General features: G+C 66.1%; 19 protein-coding genes. 13 read left to right on the top strand and 6 right to left on the bottom strand.

All coding sequences use genetic code 11. The annotated features are described in order from the left end of the window. Positions 1-20 precede the first annotated feature (20 nt). From KQ693_RS05110 to KQ693_RS05100, 3 genes are read right to left on the bottom strand one after another with little or no spacing between them, the layout of a single operon-like run. Entirely contained in the window at positions 21-854 is an 834-nt protein-coding gene (locus KQ693_RS05110) for a hypothetical protein (protein WP_267262125.1), read from the bottom strand. Between the two features lie 5 nt (positions 855-859). Next, entirely contained in the window at positions 860-1,852 is a 993-nt protein-coding gene (locus tag KQ693_RS05105) for a M20/M25/M40 family metallo-hydrolase (RefSeq protein ID WP_267262124.1), read from the bottom strand. Then, positions 1,852-2,505, bottom strand: a complete 654-nt coding sequence (locus tag KQ693_RS05100; protein ID WP_219760427.1) for a response regulator transcription factor — start codon at positions 2,503-2,505, stop codon at positions 1,852-1,854. The genes KQ693_RS05105 and KQ693_RS05100 overlap by 1 nt, the downstream gene beginning before the upstream one ends. 42 nt (positions 2,506-2,547) lie before the next feature. On the opposite strand from KQ693_RS05100, the gene KQ693_RS05095 reads away from it, so the two are divergent. Continuing rightward, entirely contained in the window at positions 2,548-3,771 is a 1,224-nt protein-coding gene (locus tag KQ693_RS05095; protein ID WP_267262123.1) for a class I SAM-dependent RNA methyltransferase, read from the top strand. Here KQ693_RS05095 and KQ693_RS05090 read toward each other — a convergent pair. Next, entirely contained in the window at positions 3,763-4,779 is a 1,017-nt protein-coding gene (locus KQ693_RS05090) for a LysM peptidoglycan-binding domain-containing M23 family metallopeptidase (RefSeq protein WP_219760429.1), read from the bottom strand. The genes KQ693_RS05095 and KQ693_RS05090 overlap by 9 nt on opposite strands. Before the next feature lie 29 nt (positions 4,780-4,808). Here KQ693_RS05090 and aroQ point away from each other — a divergent pair, with 29 nt between their 5' ends. From aroQ to KQ693_RS05045, 9 genes are all read left to right on the top strand, one after another. After that, positions 4,809-5,252 carry a type II 3-dehydroquinate dehydratase gene (gene aroQ, locus KQ693_RS05085; RefSeq protein ID WP_026329047.1) on the top strand — a complete coding sequence of 148 codons (444 nt, stop codon included), beginning with the start codon at positions 4,809-4,811 and terminating at the stop codon, positions 5,250-5,252. Between the two features lie 82 nt (positions 5,253-5,334). Then, positions 5,335-7,752 carry a DNA gyrase subunit A gene (gene gyrA, locus KQ693_RS05080; protein WP_267262122.1) on the top strand — a complete coding sequence of 806 codons (2,418 nt, stop codon included), beginning with the start codon at positions 5,335-5,337 and terminating at the stop codon, positions 7,750-7,752. Then, positions 7,752-8,063: a divalent-cation tolerance protein CutA gene (gene cutA, locus KQ693_RS05075; RefSeq protein WP_219760432.1), complete on the top strand. Its 312-nt coding sequence runs from the start codon at positions 7,752-7,754 to the stop codon at positions 8,061-8,063. Before gyrA ends, cutA begins: the two co-directional genes overlap by 1 nt. Positions 8,064-8,100: 37 nt before the next feature. Next, on the top strand, positions 8,101-8,331 hold the full coding sequence (locus KQ693_RS05070; RefSeq protein WP_267262121.1) for a hypothetical protein: 231 nt from the start codon (positions 8,101-8,103) through the stop codon (positions 8,329-8,331). A 74-nt stretch (positions 8,332-8,405) separates the two neighbouring features. Beyond that, the gene (locus KQ693_RS05065) at positions 8,406-9,014 is read left to right on the top strand and encodes a helix-turn-helix domain-containing protein (protein ID WP_038030904.1); all 609 of its coding nucleotides are present in this window, start codon (positions 8,406-8,408) and stop codon (positions 9,012-9,014) included. A 95-nt stretch (positions 9,015-9,109) separates the two neighbouring features. Beyond that, complete coding sequence (locus tag KQ693_RS05060; RefSeq protein ID WP_267262120.1) at positions 9,110-9,757, top strand: DUF502 domain-containing protein; 648 nt, start codon at positions 9,110-9,112, stop codon at positions 9,755-9,757. 11 nt (positions 9,758-9,768) lie between these two features. Beyond that, positions 9,769-10,131 (top strand): hypothetical protein, encoded by a 363-nt coding sequence (locus tag KQ693_RS05055; RefSeq protein WP_219760434.1) that lies wholly within the window; start codon positions 9,769-9,771, stop codon positions 10,129-10,131. After that, positions 10,128-10,811 (top strand): response regulator transcription factor, encoded by a 684-nt coding sequence (locus KQ693_RS05050; protein ID WP_219760435.1) that lies wholly within the window; start codon positions 10,128-10,130, stop codon positions 10,809-10,811. The genes KQ693_RS05055 and KQ693_RS05050 overlap by 4 nt, the downstream gene beginning before the upstream one ends. Before the next feature lie 9 nt (positions 10,812-10,820). Continuing rightward, entirely contained in the window at positions 10,821-12,071 is a 1,251-nt protein-coding gene (locus KQ693_RS05045; RefSeq protein ID WP_267262119.1) for a sensor histidine kinase, read from the top strand. Between the two features lie 10 nt (positions 12,072-12,081). Here the strand turns inward: KQ693_RS05045 and KQ693_RS05040 are convergent, their stop codons facing one another. Further along, positions 12,082-12,543, bottom strand: coding sequence for a hypothetical protein (locus KQ693_RS05040; protein ID WP_267262118.1), 462 nt, complete (start codon positions 12,541-12,543; stop codon positions 12,082-12,084). A gap of 40 nt (positions 12,544-12,583) precedes the next feature. Here KQ693_RS05040 and KQ693_RS05035 point away from each other — a divergent pair, with 40 nt between their 5' ends. Next, positions 12,584-12,814 (top strand): hypothetical protein, encoded by a 231-nt coding sequence (locus KQ693_RS05035; protein ID WP_219760438.1) that lies wholly within the window; start codon positions 12,584-12,586, stop codon positions 12,812-12,814. Between the two features lie 22 nt (positions 12,815-12,836). Here KQ693_RS05035 and guaB read toward each other — a convergent pair whose 3' ends face one another. Then, positions 12,837-14,321, bottom strand: coding sequence for an IMP dehydrogenase (gene guaB / locus KQ693_RS05030; RefSeq protein ID WP_267262117.1), 1,485 nt, complete (start codon positions 14,319-14,321; stop codon positions 12,837-12,839). Between the two features lie 129 nt (positions 14,322-14,450). On the opposite strand from guaB, the gene KQ693_RS05025 reads away from it, so the two are divergent. Together KQ693_RS05025 and KQ693_RS05020 are read left to right on the top strand one after the other, a co-directional pair. After that, positions 14,451-14,792, top strand: coding sequence for an ArsR/SmtB family transcription factor (locus KQ693_RS05025; protein WP_267262116.1), 342 nt, complete (start codon positions 14,451-14,453; stop codon positions 14,790-14,792). 2 nt (positions 14,793-14,794) lie between these two features. Then, on the top strand, positions 14,795-16,000 hold the full coding sequence (locus tag KQ693_RS05020; protein WP_267262115.1) for an MFS transporter: 1,206 nt from the start codon (positions 14,795-14,797) through the stop codon (positions 15,998-16,000). Positions 16,001-16,484 lie beyond the last annotated feature (484 nt).

Genomic DNA, 16,484 nt, shown 5'->3' with positions numbered 1-16,484 from the left:
AAGACCCGGCCACACCGTAATTAGCCCCCCTGCATCTCCTCCTTCAAGGAGCGCAGGGCCTCCTGCCAGTCCTCCCCCAGGGTGACCAGGCGGTGGGGCTTGGCAAGCCGCCGCACAGCCTTGCGCAAGATCCCGGGAATGGGGGGACAGGCGTAGGAAACCACCAGCAAAAGACCCCTCACCCGGCCCAGGCGGTGGAGGTAGTGGACCATGCCCACCAGTTCCCGGTCGGTGGGAAGGTCCATGGGGAGGAGCCTATCCCCCTCCTCCCTGAGCTTCTCCGGGGGCAGGTCGGGGAAGTAGGGGATGAGCCCCTCCCGGGCCAGGGCCTCCTCCACCGTCCTCCGGAAGGATTCCTCCTCGAGGAGGTAGGGCTGGGCCACCACCCCCACGCTCCCCAGGGGGGTCTTGAGGGGAGGAGGAGGTTTCAAAAGCCCCCGCACCCGGTCCAGGGCCCGCCCCACCAGCATGGGGTTCTGGGTGAGGAGGTGGCCCACCTCCCCCGCCCGGCCTAGGACCCGCTCGGAGAGCTCTGCAGGCACCTTGAGCACCGGGGGAAGCCCCGGAAAGTAGCGGAGGAGGGTGGCCTCGAGGTCCAAAAGCCACGGGCACTGCCCCCCGCCCTTTTCCGACTCCACCCCTCCTTGGAGGTTGGGAAGGAGCAGGTAATCCACCCCTTGGACCTTCAGGGCCTCCACCTGGGCCAAAAGCTCCTGCACCGGCAGGCAGTAGGGCTGGTGGCGGGCAGGCGGCACCTCCACCCGCACCACCTCCACCCCCAAGGCCTTTAAATACGCTTCCCAAAAGCCCAGGTATCGCCGGGACAGGAAGCCCCTCAGGACACCCACGCGCATACGCCCTATCCTACGCCAAGGGCCTTTAAAAAAGCCAGAAGCACCTCCCGCCCCTCCCAAAGGCTTTGGGGAAGCACCCATTCCTCCGGGGTGTGGGCCCCACCCCCCCGGTACACCCCCAGGGCCAAGGCCGGGATACCCCGTTCGATGGCGGCGCTGGCATCGGTGGAACCCGGCTGGAACTGGGGCCTTTCCCCGATCTTGGCCAGCGCCACCTCCGCCGCCTGCAGGAGCCTGGGCGTGGCGGTGCTTCCCGCAGGCCTCCTTCCCAGGACCTCCAGGGAAACCTCCACTCCATGGAGTTGGGCCGCCTCCTCCAGAACCTCCTGGGCCTTGTGGTAGAGGGTGCGAAGCGCCCCCTCCTCCAAAGCGCGGATCTCCAGCAAGGCCGAGGCCTCCTTGGGGATGGCGTTGACCGCCTCGCCCCCCCGAAGGCCGCTGGCGTTCAGGCTGGCCTCCCCCCCCACCTCCTTGAAAAGGGTGTGCAACCGGGAAAGCCCCTCCGCCAGGGCAAACACGGGATTGGGGGTCCCCCTGTCCCCCCAGGCGTGCCCCCCCCGGCCCAGAAGGGTAACCCGGAAACGGACCGAGCCCAAAGCCCGGTCCACCACCCCCGGCAGGTACCCATCCACCGCCACCACCACCTCAGGAGCCAGGGTTTCCACCAGGGCCCGTGCCCCCTTGAGGTTCCCCAGGCCCTCCTCCCCCACGGTGAAACCCCGCACCACCCCGGGCATCTCGGGAAGGGAGAGGAGGACGGCCACCCCGCTGGAGTTGTCCCCCACCCCGGGGCCATAGAGCCTCTCCCCCACCCGCCTCGGGGGCTTTGGCGGCAACACCGTGTCCAGATGGGCGAGGAGGAGCACCGGCCCCTCCCCCGCCCACACGTTGCCTAGGCCATCCCTTCGGGCCCTGGGCAGATGGGCGGCCACGAACTCCCCCCGCGCCCCCTCCCCCGCCAGGGGGGAGAGCTCCAGAAGAAGCCGCACCGGGTCCACTACTCCTGGGGCTCGGGTCCGGCCAGCCCCTCCCGTATGGCGTAAAGGGCCGCCTGGGTGCGGTTGTTCAGGTGGAGTTTCTGGAAGATCTCGGAGAGGCGGTTGCGCACGGTCTTCTCGGAAAGCTGAAGCTCGGCGGCGATCTCCAGGTTGGTGTAGCCCTGGGCCACCAGCTTGAGGATTTGGATCTCCCTCTCGGAAAGCTCCGCATGGAGGGGAAGGCTGGACTCCTTCTTGGCCCGGAAGTCCTGGATGATCCGCCCGGCCAGATCGGCATCCAGGAGCACCTCCCCGGCGTGCACCCGGCGGATGGCCCCGATGAGTTCGCTGGCATCGGTATCCTTGAGGAGGTAGCCCCTGGCCCCTGCCTTTACCGCCTCGAAAACGTAGGCATCCTGGCGGTACATGGTGAGGATAATCACCTTGGCCTCGGGCCACTCCTTGAGGATGGCCTGGGTGGCCTGCACCCCATCCAGGTTCGGCATCTGGATGTCCATGAGGATGACATCCGGCCTGGCCTCGAGGGCATGCCTTAACGCCTCCCAACCGTCCTTGGCCTCGCCCACCACCCGGAAATCCCCTTCCGCCTCCAAAAGGCTTTTGAGCCCCTGGCGGAAGAGGGCATGATCGTCCGCTAACAGTACCCGAATCACCCCTCCATCTTAGCGCTGGTGGGCTTGGTGTAGGGTGAAAGGGTGAAGGTTCTCACCGTGGAGAAGCTGGTGCCGGGAGGTTATGGCCTCGCCCGCACCGAGGAAGGAGCCGTCCTCATCAAGGGGGCCCTGCCGGGGGAGGTGGTGCGGGGAAAACCCGTGCGCCGCAAGGGAACCCTTTTCCTGGAGGAGGTGGAGGTGCTCACCCCCCGTCCCGACCGCTACCCCCACCCCCTCCCCCCTTCCGCCGACCTGCCCCTAGCCTACGAAAGCCAGCTTCCCCTGAAGGAAGGCCTGGTGCAGGACGCCCTTATGCGCATCGCCAGGCTTTCCCTTTCCCTGGCCCCCATCCACCCCTCCCCCAGGCCCCTGGGCTACCGTACCGCCGCCCAGTACGCCCGCCATCCCCTGGGGGGCCTGGCCTACCGCCTGCCAGAGACCCAGGAACTTTTCCGGCTGGAGGAGGACCCCCTTTTGGCCGAGCCCTTAGCCTGGGCCTTCTCCCTTCTCAAGACCTGGCCCTTGCCGGTGGAGGAGGTGGCCTTAAGGGGAAGCCTCCTCGAGGGCCGGGTGCTCCTCGGCCTCATCGGAGGCAACCCGGAAAGCCTCAAGCGCCCCGCCAGGGCCCTGGTGCGGGAGGGGTTCGCCGGGGTGGTCTGGGCCGAACCCTCCCCCAAGGGCCGCTTCCGGGGAAGGGTCCAACCCCTTTACGGGGAAAGGACCCTGCTGGAGCGGTTCGGCCCCCTCACCGCCACCGTGAGCGTGGAAAGCTTCAGCCAGGTGAACCCCTTGGCCATGGGGGAACTCCTGGAGGAGGCCCTGAACCTGGTTTCCGGCGGGAAACGGGCCCTGGAGCTCTATGCGGGAAGCGGCCTTTTCTCCCTTCTCCTGGCCCCCCGTTTCCAGGAGGTGGTGGCGGTGGAGATCAGCAAGGAGGCCGTGCGCCGGGGAGAGGCGGATAGGAGGCGGCTTGGCATAGAAAACGTGCGCTTCCACCGGGGGGACGCCAAGGAGGCCAGGAATCTCGGCCGCTTTGACCTGGTGGTCCTGGACCCACCCCGCACCGGGCTTTCCCCGGAGGTGAGGGCCTACCTTTTGGAGTCCCGGCCCAGGGAGGTCCTCTACGTGGCCTGCGACCCCGCCACCTGGGCCAGGGACGTGGGAGAGCTGGTGGGGGGTGGCTACCAACTGGCCTTCGCCCGGCCCTACGACTTCTTCCCCTTCACCCACCACGTGGAGGTCCTCTCCCTCCTGCGGCTAGGGTGAGGGAAGGCCCTGGAAGAAGGGCGCGGGGTCCACGGGGATGCCGAAAAGGCGCACCTCCAGGTGCAGGTGGGGCCCGGTGGAAAGCCCCGTGCTCCCCAAAAGGCCGATGACCTGGCCCCCTTTCACCCTCTCCCCCACCCTCACCCTCCTTTCCGAAAGGTGCCAATACCCCGTGCAAAGGCCCATCCCGTGGCTTAGGATCACTGCCTCCCCCCGCACCCTTAGCCTTTCCGAAAGCACCACCACCCCCCCGGCCACCGCCCGCACGGGGGTGCCTAAGGGGGCAGCAAAGTCCAGGCCCTCGTGATAGGAGGTGAAGAGGGTGCCGTAGCGCCGACGGGTACCGAAGGCGCTGGTGATGCGCCCACCCTCCAGGGGCTTCAGGAAGCGGGAAACGGTCAAGGGCCCTTCCCTCGGGCAGGCCCCCACCACCTTCTCCCGCTCCGCCTTCAGGCCGGGATCCTTAAGAAGCTCCTCCAGGGATGGGGTCAGGGCCAGGGTTTCCCGGCGGTAATCTCCCGGGGCCACCTCGAGGGTAAGAGGGCTTTCCTCCCCCTCGAGGACCAGGCGTAAGGGATACCCTTTGGGCTCCACCAGGGCTCCCACGGCTAGAAGAGCCCAGAGGCCCTTCTCCCCGGGCACCAGGGGGTAGCGCACCCCCAAGAACTCCGCATACCCCTGGGTGTATCCCTCCACCCAGAGGGCAAAGGCCCGGCCCTGGATCGGGGGGAAATAAACCAGGCTTCCCCTGGGCAGGGCCACCTCCACCCCGGGGCGCACCCGGAGCACCTGCCCGGCCCGGATGTGGCTGGGATCCTTAAGGCCGTTCAGGCGGGCCAGCTCCTCCACCGTGGTGCCGTAACGGCGGGCAAGGGAAAAAAGGGTTTCCCCGGGGGCCACGGTGTGCCAAAGGGTAGCCCCCTCCAGGTGGCTCCTTTGGGGCGGATTGGGACCCACCTGGGCCAGGGCCAGAAGCCAGAGGACCACCAGGGCCAGGAACCTGGGCATGGGCTTATCCTATGGGCAAAGGAGCCTCTATGGTGCTGATCCTAAACGGACCCAACCTGAACCTTCTGGGCCAGCGGGAGCCCGAGGTGTACGGGCGCACCACCCTCGAGGAGCTGGAAGCCCTCTGCGAGGCCTGGGGAGCGGAGCTGGGCCTAGGGGTGGCCTTCCGCCAGAGCAACTACGAGGGGCAGCTGATCGAATGGGTACAGCAAGCCCATCGGGAGGGGTTCTTGGCCATCGTCCTTAACCCCGGGGCCCTCACCCACTACTCCTACGCTCTTCTGGACGCCATACGGGCCCAGCCCCTTCCCGTGGTGGAGGTGCACCTCTCCAACCTCCACGCCCGCGAGCCCTTCCGCCAGCACTCGGTCACCGCAGGAGCCTGCCGGGGCATTGTCTCCGGGTTCGGGGTGCTTTCCTACAAACTGGCCCTGGTCTACCTGGCGGAGGTCCTGGAGGTGGGGGCCCCCTAGGGCCCCATCCCATCCTGGCTGGGGAAGGCCCCGGCGGGGAAGTTGCTATACTTAAAGGAGGCGGAAACGCCCAAGGAGCGCTATGTCCCAGGTTCTGCCTGTAGAGATCACCGAGGAACTTAAACAGAGTTTCATCAACTACGCCATGTCCGTCATCGTGGACCGGGCCCTGCCCGACGTGCGGGACGGGCTCAAGCCGGTCCAGAGGCGGATCCTCTTCGGCGCCTACCAGGAGGGGGTGCTCCCGGGCCGGAAGCACGTGAAAAGCGCCAAGATCGTGGGCGAGGTCATGGGCAAGTACCACCCCCACGGGGACGCCGCCATCTACGACGCCCTGGCCCGTCTGGCCCAGTCCTGGAACCTGCGCTATCCCCTGGTGGATGGCCAGGGGAACTTTGGCTCCTTGGACGGGGACCCCCCGGCGGCCCAGCGCTACACCGAGGCCAGGCTTTCCCCCCTGGGGGCGGAGATGCTTCTGGACATCGACAAGGAGACCGTGGACTTCCGCCCCAACTACGATGGCTCCCTTAAGGAGCCCGAGGTCCTCCCCTCCGCCATCCCCAACCTCCTGGTGAACGGGGCGAGCGGCATCGCCGTGGGCATGGCCACCAGCCTTCCTCCCCACAACCTCTCCGAGGTGGTGGACGCCCTCGTGGCCATGATCGACAACCCCGGGATCACCCTCGAGGAGGTCATGCGCTACCTCCCCGGCCCCGACTTCCCCACCGGGGGGAAGCTCTCCCGGAGAGGCATCCAGGAGGCCTACGCCACGGGACGGGGAAGCCTCAAGGTACGGGCCAAGGTGCGCATCGAGGAGAAGGGTCAAAGGCCCATGCTGGTGGTCACGGAAATCCCCTACCAGGTCAACAAGGCGGGCCTCATCGCCCAGATCGCCGCCCTGGTCAAGGCCAAGAAGATCGAGGACATCGTGGCCCTGAGGGACGAGTCCGACCGCCAGGGCCTGCGCATCGCCATAGAGCTCAAGCGGGGGGCAAGCCCCCAGGTGGTCCTGAACCAGCTCTACAAGCACACCGCCTTGCAGACCTCCTTCACGGTGAACCTCCTGGCCATCGTGAACGGGGAGCCCAAGGTCCTCCCCCTCCTCTCCCTCATGCGCCACTACCTGGACCACCGCAAGGAGGTGGTGCGCCGGCGGAGCCTCTTTGACCTCAAGAAGGCCGAGGAGCGGGCCCACGTCCTGGAGGGCCTCCTCATCGCCCTGGACCACATCGACGAGGTCATCGCCTTGATCCGGGCCTCCCAGGATGCCAGCGAGGCCCGAAAGGGGCTCATGGAGCGCTTCGGCCTCAGCGAAATCCAGGCCCAGGCCATCCTGGACATGCGCCTGCAACGCCTGGTGGCCCTGGAGCGGGAAAAGCTCTTAGAGGAGTACCGGGAGCTCATGGAGGAGATCGCCCGGCTTAAGGCCATCCTCGAGGAGGAGGGGCGGCTTTGGGCCGAGGTCAAGAAGGACCTCCTTAGGGTCAAGGAGAAGTACGGGGATGCCCGGCGCACGGTGATCACCGAGTTCGAGGAAAGCTTCAACCCTGAGGACCTCATAGAGGACGAGCCCATGGTCATCACCCTCACCGCCCAGGGCTTCCTAAAGCGCCTTCCCCTGGAGAGCTACCGGGCCCAGGGGCGGGGGGGAAAGGGGCTGATCGCCGGCAAGACCAAGGAGGAGGACGAGGCCATCCAGGTCTTCGTGGCCCAGGCCCATGAGGACCTCCTCCTCTTCACCAACCGGGGCCGGGTCTACCGCCTGAAGGTCTACGAGCTACCGGAGATGGGCCGGCAGGCCCGGGGGGTGCACGTGAAGACCCTCCTTCCCCTGGCCGAGGAGGAGGAGGTGGCCGCCCTGCTTTCCGTAAGGGGCCTGGACGGGGAGGGCTACCTGGTCTTCGCCACGGAACGGGGCCTGGTGAAGCGCACCGCCTTAAGGGAGTACCAGAACCTGGGGGCGGCGGGGCTCATCGCCATCCGCCTCCTGGAAGGGGATCGGCTGATCGGGGTGGCCCTTTCCGACCCCGAGGACGAGGCCATCCTGGCCACGGAGGAGGGGCAGGCCATCCGCTTCGCCCTGGAGGAGGTGAGGGCCACGGGCCGGGACAGCCAGGGGGTGACGGGGATCCGCTTCAAGAAGCCGGGCGACCGGGTGGTTTCCCTGGTAACGGTGAAGCCCGGGGAGATGGTGGACCTCCTGGCGGTGAGCACCCGGGGCTACGGCAAGCGCACCCCTCTCGCCGAGTACCCCCTGCAGGGCCGGGGGGGAATGGGGGTGATCACCTATAAGGTTTCCACCAAGGTGGGCCGCCTGGCCGCCCTCCTCAAGGTGCGGGGCACGGAGGACCTCCTGGTCCTTTCCAAGAAGGGCCTGGCCATCCGCACCCCCGTGGCCGATATCCGCCAGTACTCCCGGGACACCGCCGGGGTCAAGGTGATGAACCTCCCCGAGGACGACGAGGTGGTGAGCGCCTTCGCCGTGGAGGAGGAGCAGTGATGGAGGAGGTGGTCCTGATCACCGCCCCCAGCGAGGAGGTGGGCCGCACCCTGGCCCGCACCCTGGTGGAGGAGGGCCTGGCCGCCTGCGTGAACCTGGTGCCGGGCCTTACCTCCGTCTACCGCTGGCAGGGGGAGGTGGTGGAGGACCGGGAGGTCCTCCTCATCGCCAAAACCACCACCTTCGCCTTCCCCCGGCTTAGGGAGCGGGTTCTCTCCCTCCACCCCTACACCGTGCCCGAGATCATCGCCCTGCCCATCGCCGAGGGGCACGGGCCCTACCTGGACTGGCTTAAGGAGAACGTGCGGTGACTGCAGGGATTCTGTACCTGGGGGATTAAGAGGAGCCATGGGGCGGATCCTGCCCATCGCCCGTAGGTTTTTCCTCACCACCCCCGTAGACGACCGTAGCGAGTGGCAGAGTTTGCCCCTGGAAGAGCGGCTTGAGGCCGTGTGGGAGATGGCCCTTTTCTGGGCGGAGCTGGAAAGGGAGAAGGCCAGGCGGGAGGGAAGGGAAGCCGAGATCGCTACGGACCGTCTTCTTCCCGTGGCGAGGAAACGCCCCTTGCCAAAACCGTAGCCGGGGACGATTTGTGTAACCCAAAGGTTTACAAAACTGGGAGGGCGTGCTAGCCTAGGGGCAAGGAGGCAGCCATGACCCAGGCCCGCGAAACCGTAACCTTCAAGCCCGGCGAGGTCATCCTGTACCCGGGGGTGCCGGGGCCCCGGGACCGGGTCTACCGGGTCCTCGAGGGGCTCGTGCGCCTCGAGGCGGTGGATGAAGAGGGGAACGCCCTCACCCTGCGCCTGGTTCGCCCCGGGGGGTACTTCGGCGAGGAGGCCTTGGCGGGCATGGAGCGGACGTACTTCGCCGAGGCGGTGACCGAGGTGGTGGCGGAGCCCCTCCCCAAGGAACCCCATCCCGAGGAGATCCGCCAGGTGCTCCTCAGCCTGGCCCAGGCCCTTTCCGAGTCCTACCGGCGCATTGAGCGCCTGGCCACCCAGCGCCTGAAAAACCGCATGGCCGCGGCCATCCTGGAGCTGGCGGAAACCCCCTTGGCCCACGAGGAGCCGGAGGGCTTGGTCCTCCGCGCCACCCACGACGAGCTGGCCGCAGCGGTGGGGAGCGTGCGGGAAACCGTGACCAAGGTCATCGGGGAGCTTACCCGGGAAGGCTACATCCGCTCCGGCTACGGCAAGATCATCCTAAAGGACATCAGGGGCCTCAAGGAACTGGCCCAAAGCCGCGGGGACGGGCGCTAAAAGTTACCCCACACGGCCTTCCCCCGTGTGGGGATCCCGGGTAAACCTTGCCGCCAGCCCGCCCCGACGGGGGATTTTCCCGTAAACTGAAAGCCATGCGCCTGCGCCAGAGGTTCCTCACCGGGCTGGTTACCCTTCTTCCCCTTCTGGTCACCCTCTACTTTCTGGCCTGGGTGTATACCTATTCCGGGGGCTACATCCAGAGCTTCCTGCGCCTCCTGAACCTCGAGGTGCACCGAACCTTCCAACCCCTCCTACCCTTCGTGGGGCTCTTCCTGGCGGGGGTGCTCATCTACCTGGTGGGCACCGTGGCGGAAAACTACCTGGGCCGAAGGCTCATCGTCTCCCTGGAGCGCTCCCTCCTCCTCTTCCCTATCGTGCGGGACATCTACAAGGCGGTGCAGCAGATCACCCACACCCTCTTCGGCCACCAGGAGGTGAAGTTCAGCCGGGCCGCGGTCATCGAGTACCCCCGCAGAGGGCTTTACACCCTCTGCTTCGTGGTGCAACCGGTGGATGGCCGCCTTCCCCCCTTGCCGGAAGGGTACACCGCCGTCTTGGTGCCCACGAGCCCTGTGCCCGCCAGCGGCATGGTCATCCTGGTGCCCACGGAGGAGGTTATCCCCTTGGAGATCAGCGTGGAGGATGCCCTCAAGTACGTGGTTTCCGCAGGCTTCCTCCTCCCGGAAAAACCTTCAGGCTCCTTAACCTCCCTCCCACAAAGGGCCGGGCCCTCGGCGTAGAATGGAAGGCGATGCGTTCCCTGGCCCTCCTTCTCCTTTTTGTGGGGATGGTGTTGGCCGCCCTCCCTCCCCTCCTGGGGCCTGGACTCCCCCCGGGCACGGAGCTAAGGCTTTTCTCCCAGGACCTGCGCATCCTGCACGGGGCTTGGCGGGTGGAGGGCAAAAGGCTGATCCCCCTCTCCGCCCCCGTGCCCCCTAGGCTGGGCCAGGAGGTACAGCTTCTTCTGGTGCTCCCGGGGGACAAGCCCCGCACCTTTCCCGGGGTGGCCGACCGCGGGGATGTGGTCCTCCTGCAGGACAAGGAGCGGGTGAGCCTCCTTAGGCTCCTCAAGGAGGTTTACGGCCTCGCCCCTCCGGAAAGGCTCTGGCCATGAAGCGCATCCTGCTCATCGAGGACGATGCGGAGGTGGCCCGCCTGGTGGAGCTGGAGCTCAAGGAGGCAGGCTTCACCGTGGAATGGGCCAAAAGCGGCATGGAAGGCCTGGTGAAGCACCGCGAACGGAAGCCTGACCTGGTGGTCCTGGATCTCGGCCTTCCGGACCTGGACGGAGCCGAGGTGGCCCGGCGGATCCGGGCCACCGACGATACCCCCATCCTGGTCCTCACCGCCCAGGACGCCGTGGAGCGCAAGGTGGGCCTTCTTTCCGACGGGGCCGACGACTACCTGGTGAAGCCCTTTCACCCCGCCGAGCTCCTGGCCCGGATCCAGGTGCAGTTGAGGCACAGGGAGGGAAGCGAGGTCCTGAGCGTGGGGCGGTTGGAGCTCTACCCCAAGAGGCGGCAGGTTTTCTTTGGAGAAAAGGAGGTGCGGCTTTCCCCCAAGGAGTTCGAGCTCCTTCACCTGCTCATGAACCGACCGGGACGGGTGTTTCCCCGGCAGGAGATCGAGGAGAAGGTCTGGGGCAAACCCTTGGGCCGGGATTCCAACGTCCTGGACGTCCACGTGGCCAACCTCCGGGCTAAGCTCCGCGAGGCCGGGGCCTACGGCTACCTGCGCACGGTGCGGGGCCTGGGGTATGCGGTGCGCCCGGGAAGAGGCGAGGAGGAAACCTAGCCCGGACCCATGTCCTTCCGGCTTCGGCTTTTCCTGTCCTTCAGCCTCCTCTGGCTCCTCTTTTTGGTGGGGGCCCTGTACCTGGCAGGACAGGGGGTGGAGCGAGCCCTTAGAGGCCACCTCGAGGCCACCCTCCTGGAGGATGCCAAACGGGCGGCGGAGGCTTACCGCAAGGGGCAGACGGGGACCCTTCTCACCACCGGGGGTGTTTACCTACACCTCTATGCGGAGGATGGGGAGGCCCTGATCCTGACCCAGGAGGCCCACCGCCTTCCCCCTGAGGCCCTAAAGGGAGTGGGGGAGGTCCCCAGGGTCATCTGGCAGGGGGGTTTCGCCGCCGCTTTGGTGCGCACCCCCTTGGGCCTTCTCGCCCTCACCCAGGACACCGCCCCCATAGACCTGGCGCAAAAGGCCTTGAGGCGGGCCCTCCTCGAGGCCTTCTTCCTCCTTTTCCCCCTGGGCACGGCTTTGGTCTACCTCACCGCCCGCCTCACCGCCAGGCCCCTGGAGGAAGCCGCCAAGGAGATCGCCCGGCGTAACCCCGAGCGCCTGGACCCTGTTCCCCTGAACCTCCCCAAGGACGAGTTCGGCCGCATGGTGGAGGCGGTAAACAGCCTCCTCTTCGCCCTCAAGGAGGCCAAGGAAAAGGAACGAGCCTTTCTGGCCGAGGCCAGCCACGAGCTCAGGACCCCTCTCACCGTGCTCCTCGGCCACCTGGACCGCCTAAGGAGGAATCCCCAGGACCTCGAGGCCCTCCGCACCATGGAGGCCACCGCGGAGCGGATGCGCCGCCTGGTGGAAGACCTCCTCTCCCTGGCCCGGGGGGAGGCGGAGCGCACCTTAAACCCCCACATCGTGGACCTGAAGGCCTTAGCGGAGGAGGCCGCCCGGGAGTATGGGGTGGCCTTCCAGGGGGATGCCCTGGAGGTCCTCGGCGATCCGGACCGGCTCTTGCAAATGCTCAGGAACCTGATCGCCAACGGGGTGCGGGCCGCAGGAAGGGAAGGGGTCCGGGTGCGCCTCAAGCGGGAAGGGGAAAACGCCCTCTTGGAGGTGGAGGATCACGGCCCGGGAATCCCTGAAGACCTCCTTCCCCGCCTCTTTGAGCGCTTCGCCCGAGGACCCGGAGGAGGCACAGGCCTTGGCCTGGCCATCGCCCAGGCCATCGCCAGGGGCCACGGGGGGGAGATCACCCTGGAAAGCCAGCCCGGCCTGACCCTCTTCCGGGTGCGCCTGCCCCTTCTTGAGGAAGAGGCCTAGGGCCAAGGCATCAAGGGCCGGGTACCCGATGGAAGGCGTTGAGGAAGAGGGGAAGGGCCTGGGCCCGGGCCTCCTGCTCCCTCAGGGCCTCCTCAAAGGCCAGGGGATCCATGAGGAGATGGGGTAGCCTGAGCCAGCCCAGGTAGTACTCCCCTGCCTGCCCCGGGTAGGCCAGGCGGGCCTGCTCCTCGGGAAATAGCAGGGCCTCGAAGGCCAGGGGGGAGGCCCAAAGGGGGGCGTGGGCGGTGCGCTCGAGGAACTCCTTGAGCTTTAAGGGATTGCTGAAGAAACCATACCGCAGGCGCTCATCCAAGCTTTCCAGGCGGCCGAACCATCCCTTCTGGACAAGCTCCATACGCTTGAGGCGAAGCCGGGCATACTGGGCCAGGGAAAGCACCTCCCGGGAAAGCCCCAGGGCCACCAGGAGCCTCGAGGCCACCACGTAGTCCTGGTACTCCCGGTAGGGGTCCACACGTCCAGGATGCCACGGGGAAAGGGGATAGGATGGTGGTATGGATCGCAAGGGATGGGTCATGCGGGCGGTGGAGGCTTTGCGCTTTGCCACCTTCAAGGAGATCCAGCGCTACCTGGACGAAGAGGGGGAAGCCTTCTCCAAAAAGGAGCTGGAGGACACCCTGAAGGCCCTGGTAGCGGAGGGAAGGCTGGAGGAAAAAGAGGGCAACTACCGCCTGGCCCGCAAGAAGGGAGGCGGGGAGGCCTTTGAGAAACTCTTCGGGGACTAGCCCAAAGAGGGTGGGGGGGGCCTTAGCGGGAGTAGTTGGGGGCCTCCTTGATGACCACCACGTCGTGGGGGTGGCTTTCGATGAGGCCCGCCATGGTCATGCGCACGAAGCGGGCTTTTTGCCGGAAGGTTTCTATATCCGGGGCCCCCACGTAACCCATGGCGCTCCTCAGGCCCCCCACGATCTGGTAGAGGACATCGGCCACGGGGCCCTTGTAGGGCACCATGCCCTCTATCCCTTCGGGCACCAGCTTCTTGGCCTCGGTCTCCCCTCCCCTACCCGGCTCCTGGAAGTAGCGGTCGGCGGAGCCCTGCCTCATGGCTCCCAGGGAGCCCATCCCTCGGTAGAGCTTGTAGCGGCGCCCGTCCTTCAGCACCTCCTCCCCCGGGGCCTCGTCGGTGCCCGCCAGCATGCTCCCCAGCATCACCGAATGGGCCCCCGCCGCCAGGGCCTTGGCCACATCGCCGGTGTACTTGATGCCCCCATCGGCGATGATGGGCACATCCAGGTCCTTTACCCCCGCCACCGCCTCGAGGATGGCGGAGATCTGCGGCACCCCCACCCCGGTCACCACCCGGGTGGTGCAGATGGAGCCGGGGCCGATGCCCACCTTCACCGCATCCGCCCCCCGCTCCGCCAGGGCCCGGGCCCCTTCCCGGGTGGCCACGTTGCCGGCGATGACCTCCACCTTGTCGCCAAAGGTTTCCTTCAGGTAGGTGAGGGCCTCGAGGATCCCCTTGGAGTGCCCGTGGGCCGAGTCCAGAACCAGGACGTCCACCCCCGCCTCCACCAGGGCCGCCGCCCTCTCCGGCAGGTCGCGGCTCGCCCCCACCGCCGCTCCCACCAATAGCCGGCCCAGACGGTCCTTGGCAGCGTTGGGGTACTGCTTGCGCTTCACGATGTCCTTTAGGGTAAGAAGCCCCTTGAGCCTACCCGCCTCGTCCACCAGGGGAAGCTTCTCCACCTTGTGCTTGCGCAGGATCTCCTCCGCCTCCTCCAGGGTGGTGCCGGGAGGAGCGGTGATGAGGCGCTCCAAGGGGGTCATGACCTCGGTGACGGGCCGCTTCAGGTTGCGTTCAAAGCGCAGGTCACGGTTGGTCACCAGGCCAAGAAGCTTCCCGTAAAGGTCCACCACGGGAAGCCCCCCGATGCGGTACTCCCGCATGAGGCGCTCGGCGTCCTCGAGGGTGGCGGTGGGGGGCAGGGTGACGGGATCCTGGATCATCCCCGCCTCCGAGCGCTTCACCTTGCGCACCATGCTGGCCTGGGCCTCGATGCTGAGGTTCTTGTGGATCACCCCAAGCCCCCCTTCCCGGGCCATGGCGATGGCCATCTCCGCCTCGGTCACCGTGTCCATGGCCGCGGAAAGGATGGGGATGTTGAGGTAAAGCTTCTTGGTGAGCCGCGTCCTTACCGAAACTTCCCGGGGTAGCACTTCCGAATACCCGGGGAGGAGGAGAACGTCGTCAAAGGTGAGGCCTTCGTAGAGGATCTTACCCTCGTACATGTTCTTCAGGCTATACGCCCCCCTGACCTCCCGTCTAGGGCCAAGACCCCGAAGTCCACCCCACGCAAAAGTCGCATTCCTTCGGGAATCCACTTTATCCGTTTATCCGGATACCCATATAATCAGCGCATGGAGCGCCACGAAGCCCCACGGGAAAGCCGGCTCCCGGCGGAAGACCTCGAGCACGTCCTGAGGATCTTCTCCGCCTTGGCCGAGGCCACCCGCCTGCGCATCGCTTTAGGTCTTCTGGAGGGAGAGGAAAGCGTGGGCCGCTTGGCCCAGCGCTTACAGCTTCCCCAAAGCACCACCTCGAGGCACCTGGCGGTTTTGCGGGGAGCGGGGGTGGTGGCCGCCCGTCGGCAGGGCACCCAGGTGTTTTACCGCCTTAAAAGCCATGTTGCGGACCTCCTCATCCAAGCCTTCGCCCACGCCGAGCACCAACGCCTGGGCCTCCCGGACCATGGAGCCTAGCCATGAGAACCCTTCCCCGCCTTCTCCAGAGCCTGCGCAACCCCCTCTTTGCCCGCCTGTACGCCGCCCAGACCACCAGCCTGCTAGGCGATGCCTTCACCTGGGTCGCTCTGGCCCTTCTGGCCTTTGAGGTGGGTGGGGCAAAGTCGGCAACTATCCTGGCCGGAGCCCTGACCCTGCGGGTCACGGCCTTTGTCCTTCTCTCCCCGTGGGCTGGGATCCTGGCCGACCGGGTGGACCGGAGGAAGCTGATGGCAGGTGCGGACCTGGGGCGAATGGGAGTGGTAGGGCTTATGCCCTGGGTAAACGAGGTATGGCAGATTTACGCCCTGATGTTCCTTCTCAACGCCCTCACCGCCTTCTTCACCCCCGCCTACCAGGCGGCGCTGCCCCAGGTGATGAAACAGAAAGACTATGCCCAGGCCATTGCCCTATCCGGAGCCACCTACGAGGTCCTGGGAGTGCTGGGCCCCGGGATAGCCGGGGCTCTGGCGGGCCTCCTCGGAGCGCGGAACCTCTTCCTGCTAAACGGGATAACCTTCTTGTTCTCCGCCCTGCTCATCCTTACCCTGCCGGCAAGCCTCCGGGTGGAACGGGGAAAAACCCCCACCAGCCCCCTGGGCGATATTCGGGAGGGAACCCTCTGGTTGTGGCGGGATGGCCCCATGCGCTATGCCCTGCTCTTAGAGCTTTCGGCCGCGGTGTCCGGGGCCCTGGTATTGGTGGGCACCGTGGGCTTGGTCCGGGGAAGGTTAGGGCTAGGCGAGTTGGAATACGGCTGGACCATGGCTGCCTTTGGCATCGGGGCCACCTTGGCTGCTTTGGCCATGGGCGCTTGGGAAAACCGCATCCCCCGTACCACCTTTGTCTTTTTGGGTGCTATGGTTTCCAGCCTGGCGGTCCTGCCCGCTGACTGGGCCTCCCTGCACCTGCTCCTTTTCCTCTGGGTTCTGGCTGGGGCAGGCCAAAACTGGGTTAACCTGCCCACCCAAGCCCTGATCGCTGACCGGACCCCTGAGGCCCTCCAGGGGCGGGTTTACGGAGCCCACTTTGCCTGGAGCCACCTCTGGTGGGTTCTGGCCTATCCCGTTGCAGGATGGTTGGGAACTCACTTCCCTGGTGGAGCCTTCCTCTACGGTGGTCTCGTGGCCCTTAGCCTTCTTTTAGGGGTGGAGCCTCTCTTTAAATCTTGGAAAAGGCCAAGCTAACAGACCCTCCAGGCGGCGCTCCAACAAGAACCCCCCGGGAATCTTCTCGGGGGACCTTCCTTGGTGGGCGATGGTGGACTTGAACCACCGACCTCACGCTTATCAGGCATCTTGGATATGGTCCAACAAGGGCCGCTTCATTCAGATATGGCCTTTCTCATCGTCACTATTGTGCTCTATAGTTATGGTGTCAACCCTAGACCATCTGGTTCATAAGCCCTCAAATGAGCCCTCAACTATCTGGTCTTATTACAGCAAATTGTCCCCTCTCCTCTACGCCCACCCTAAAGCCCGACGAGTCCTTGTAAGTTCCCCTATAACAGAAGCAATTCCCGTCTTGTGCTAAGCTATCTCTATGGCGTGGACAAGCCTTCCTTTGATCAGGCCCGGCCTTTTGACGAAACGGCAGTGATCCGGGGGGCAAGGCAGTGAGGCTCGAGGACCTCCAACCCCAAGCATTGGTGCGAGGCATCCTGCCAGATCG

It is taken from the genome of Thermus brevis, assembly GCF_026427635.1.
Lineage (GTDB): Bacteria > Deinococcota > Deinococci > Deinococcales > Thermaceae > Thermus > Thermus antranikianii.
This window is presented reverse-complemented; position numbering and strand designations above follow the sequence as displayed.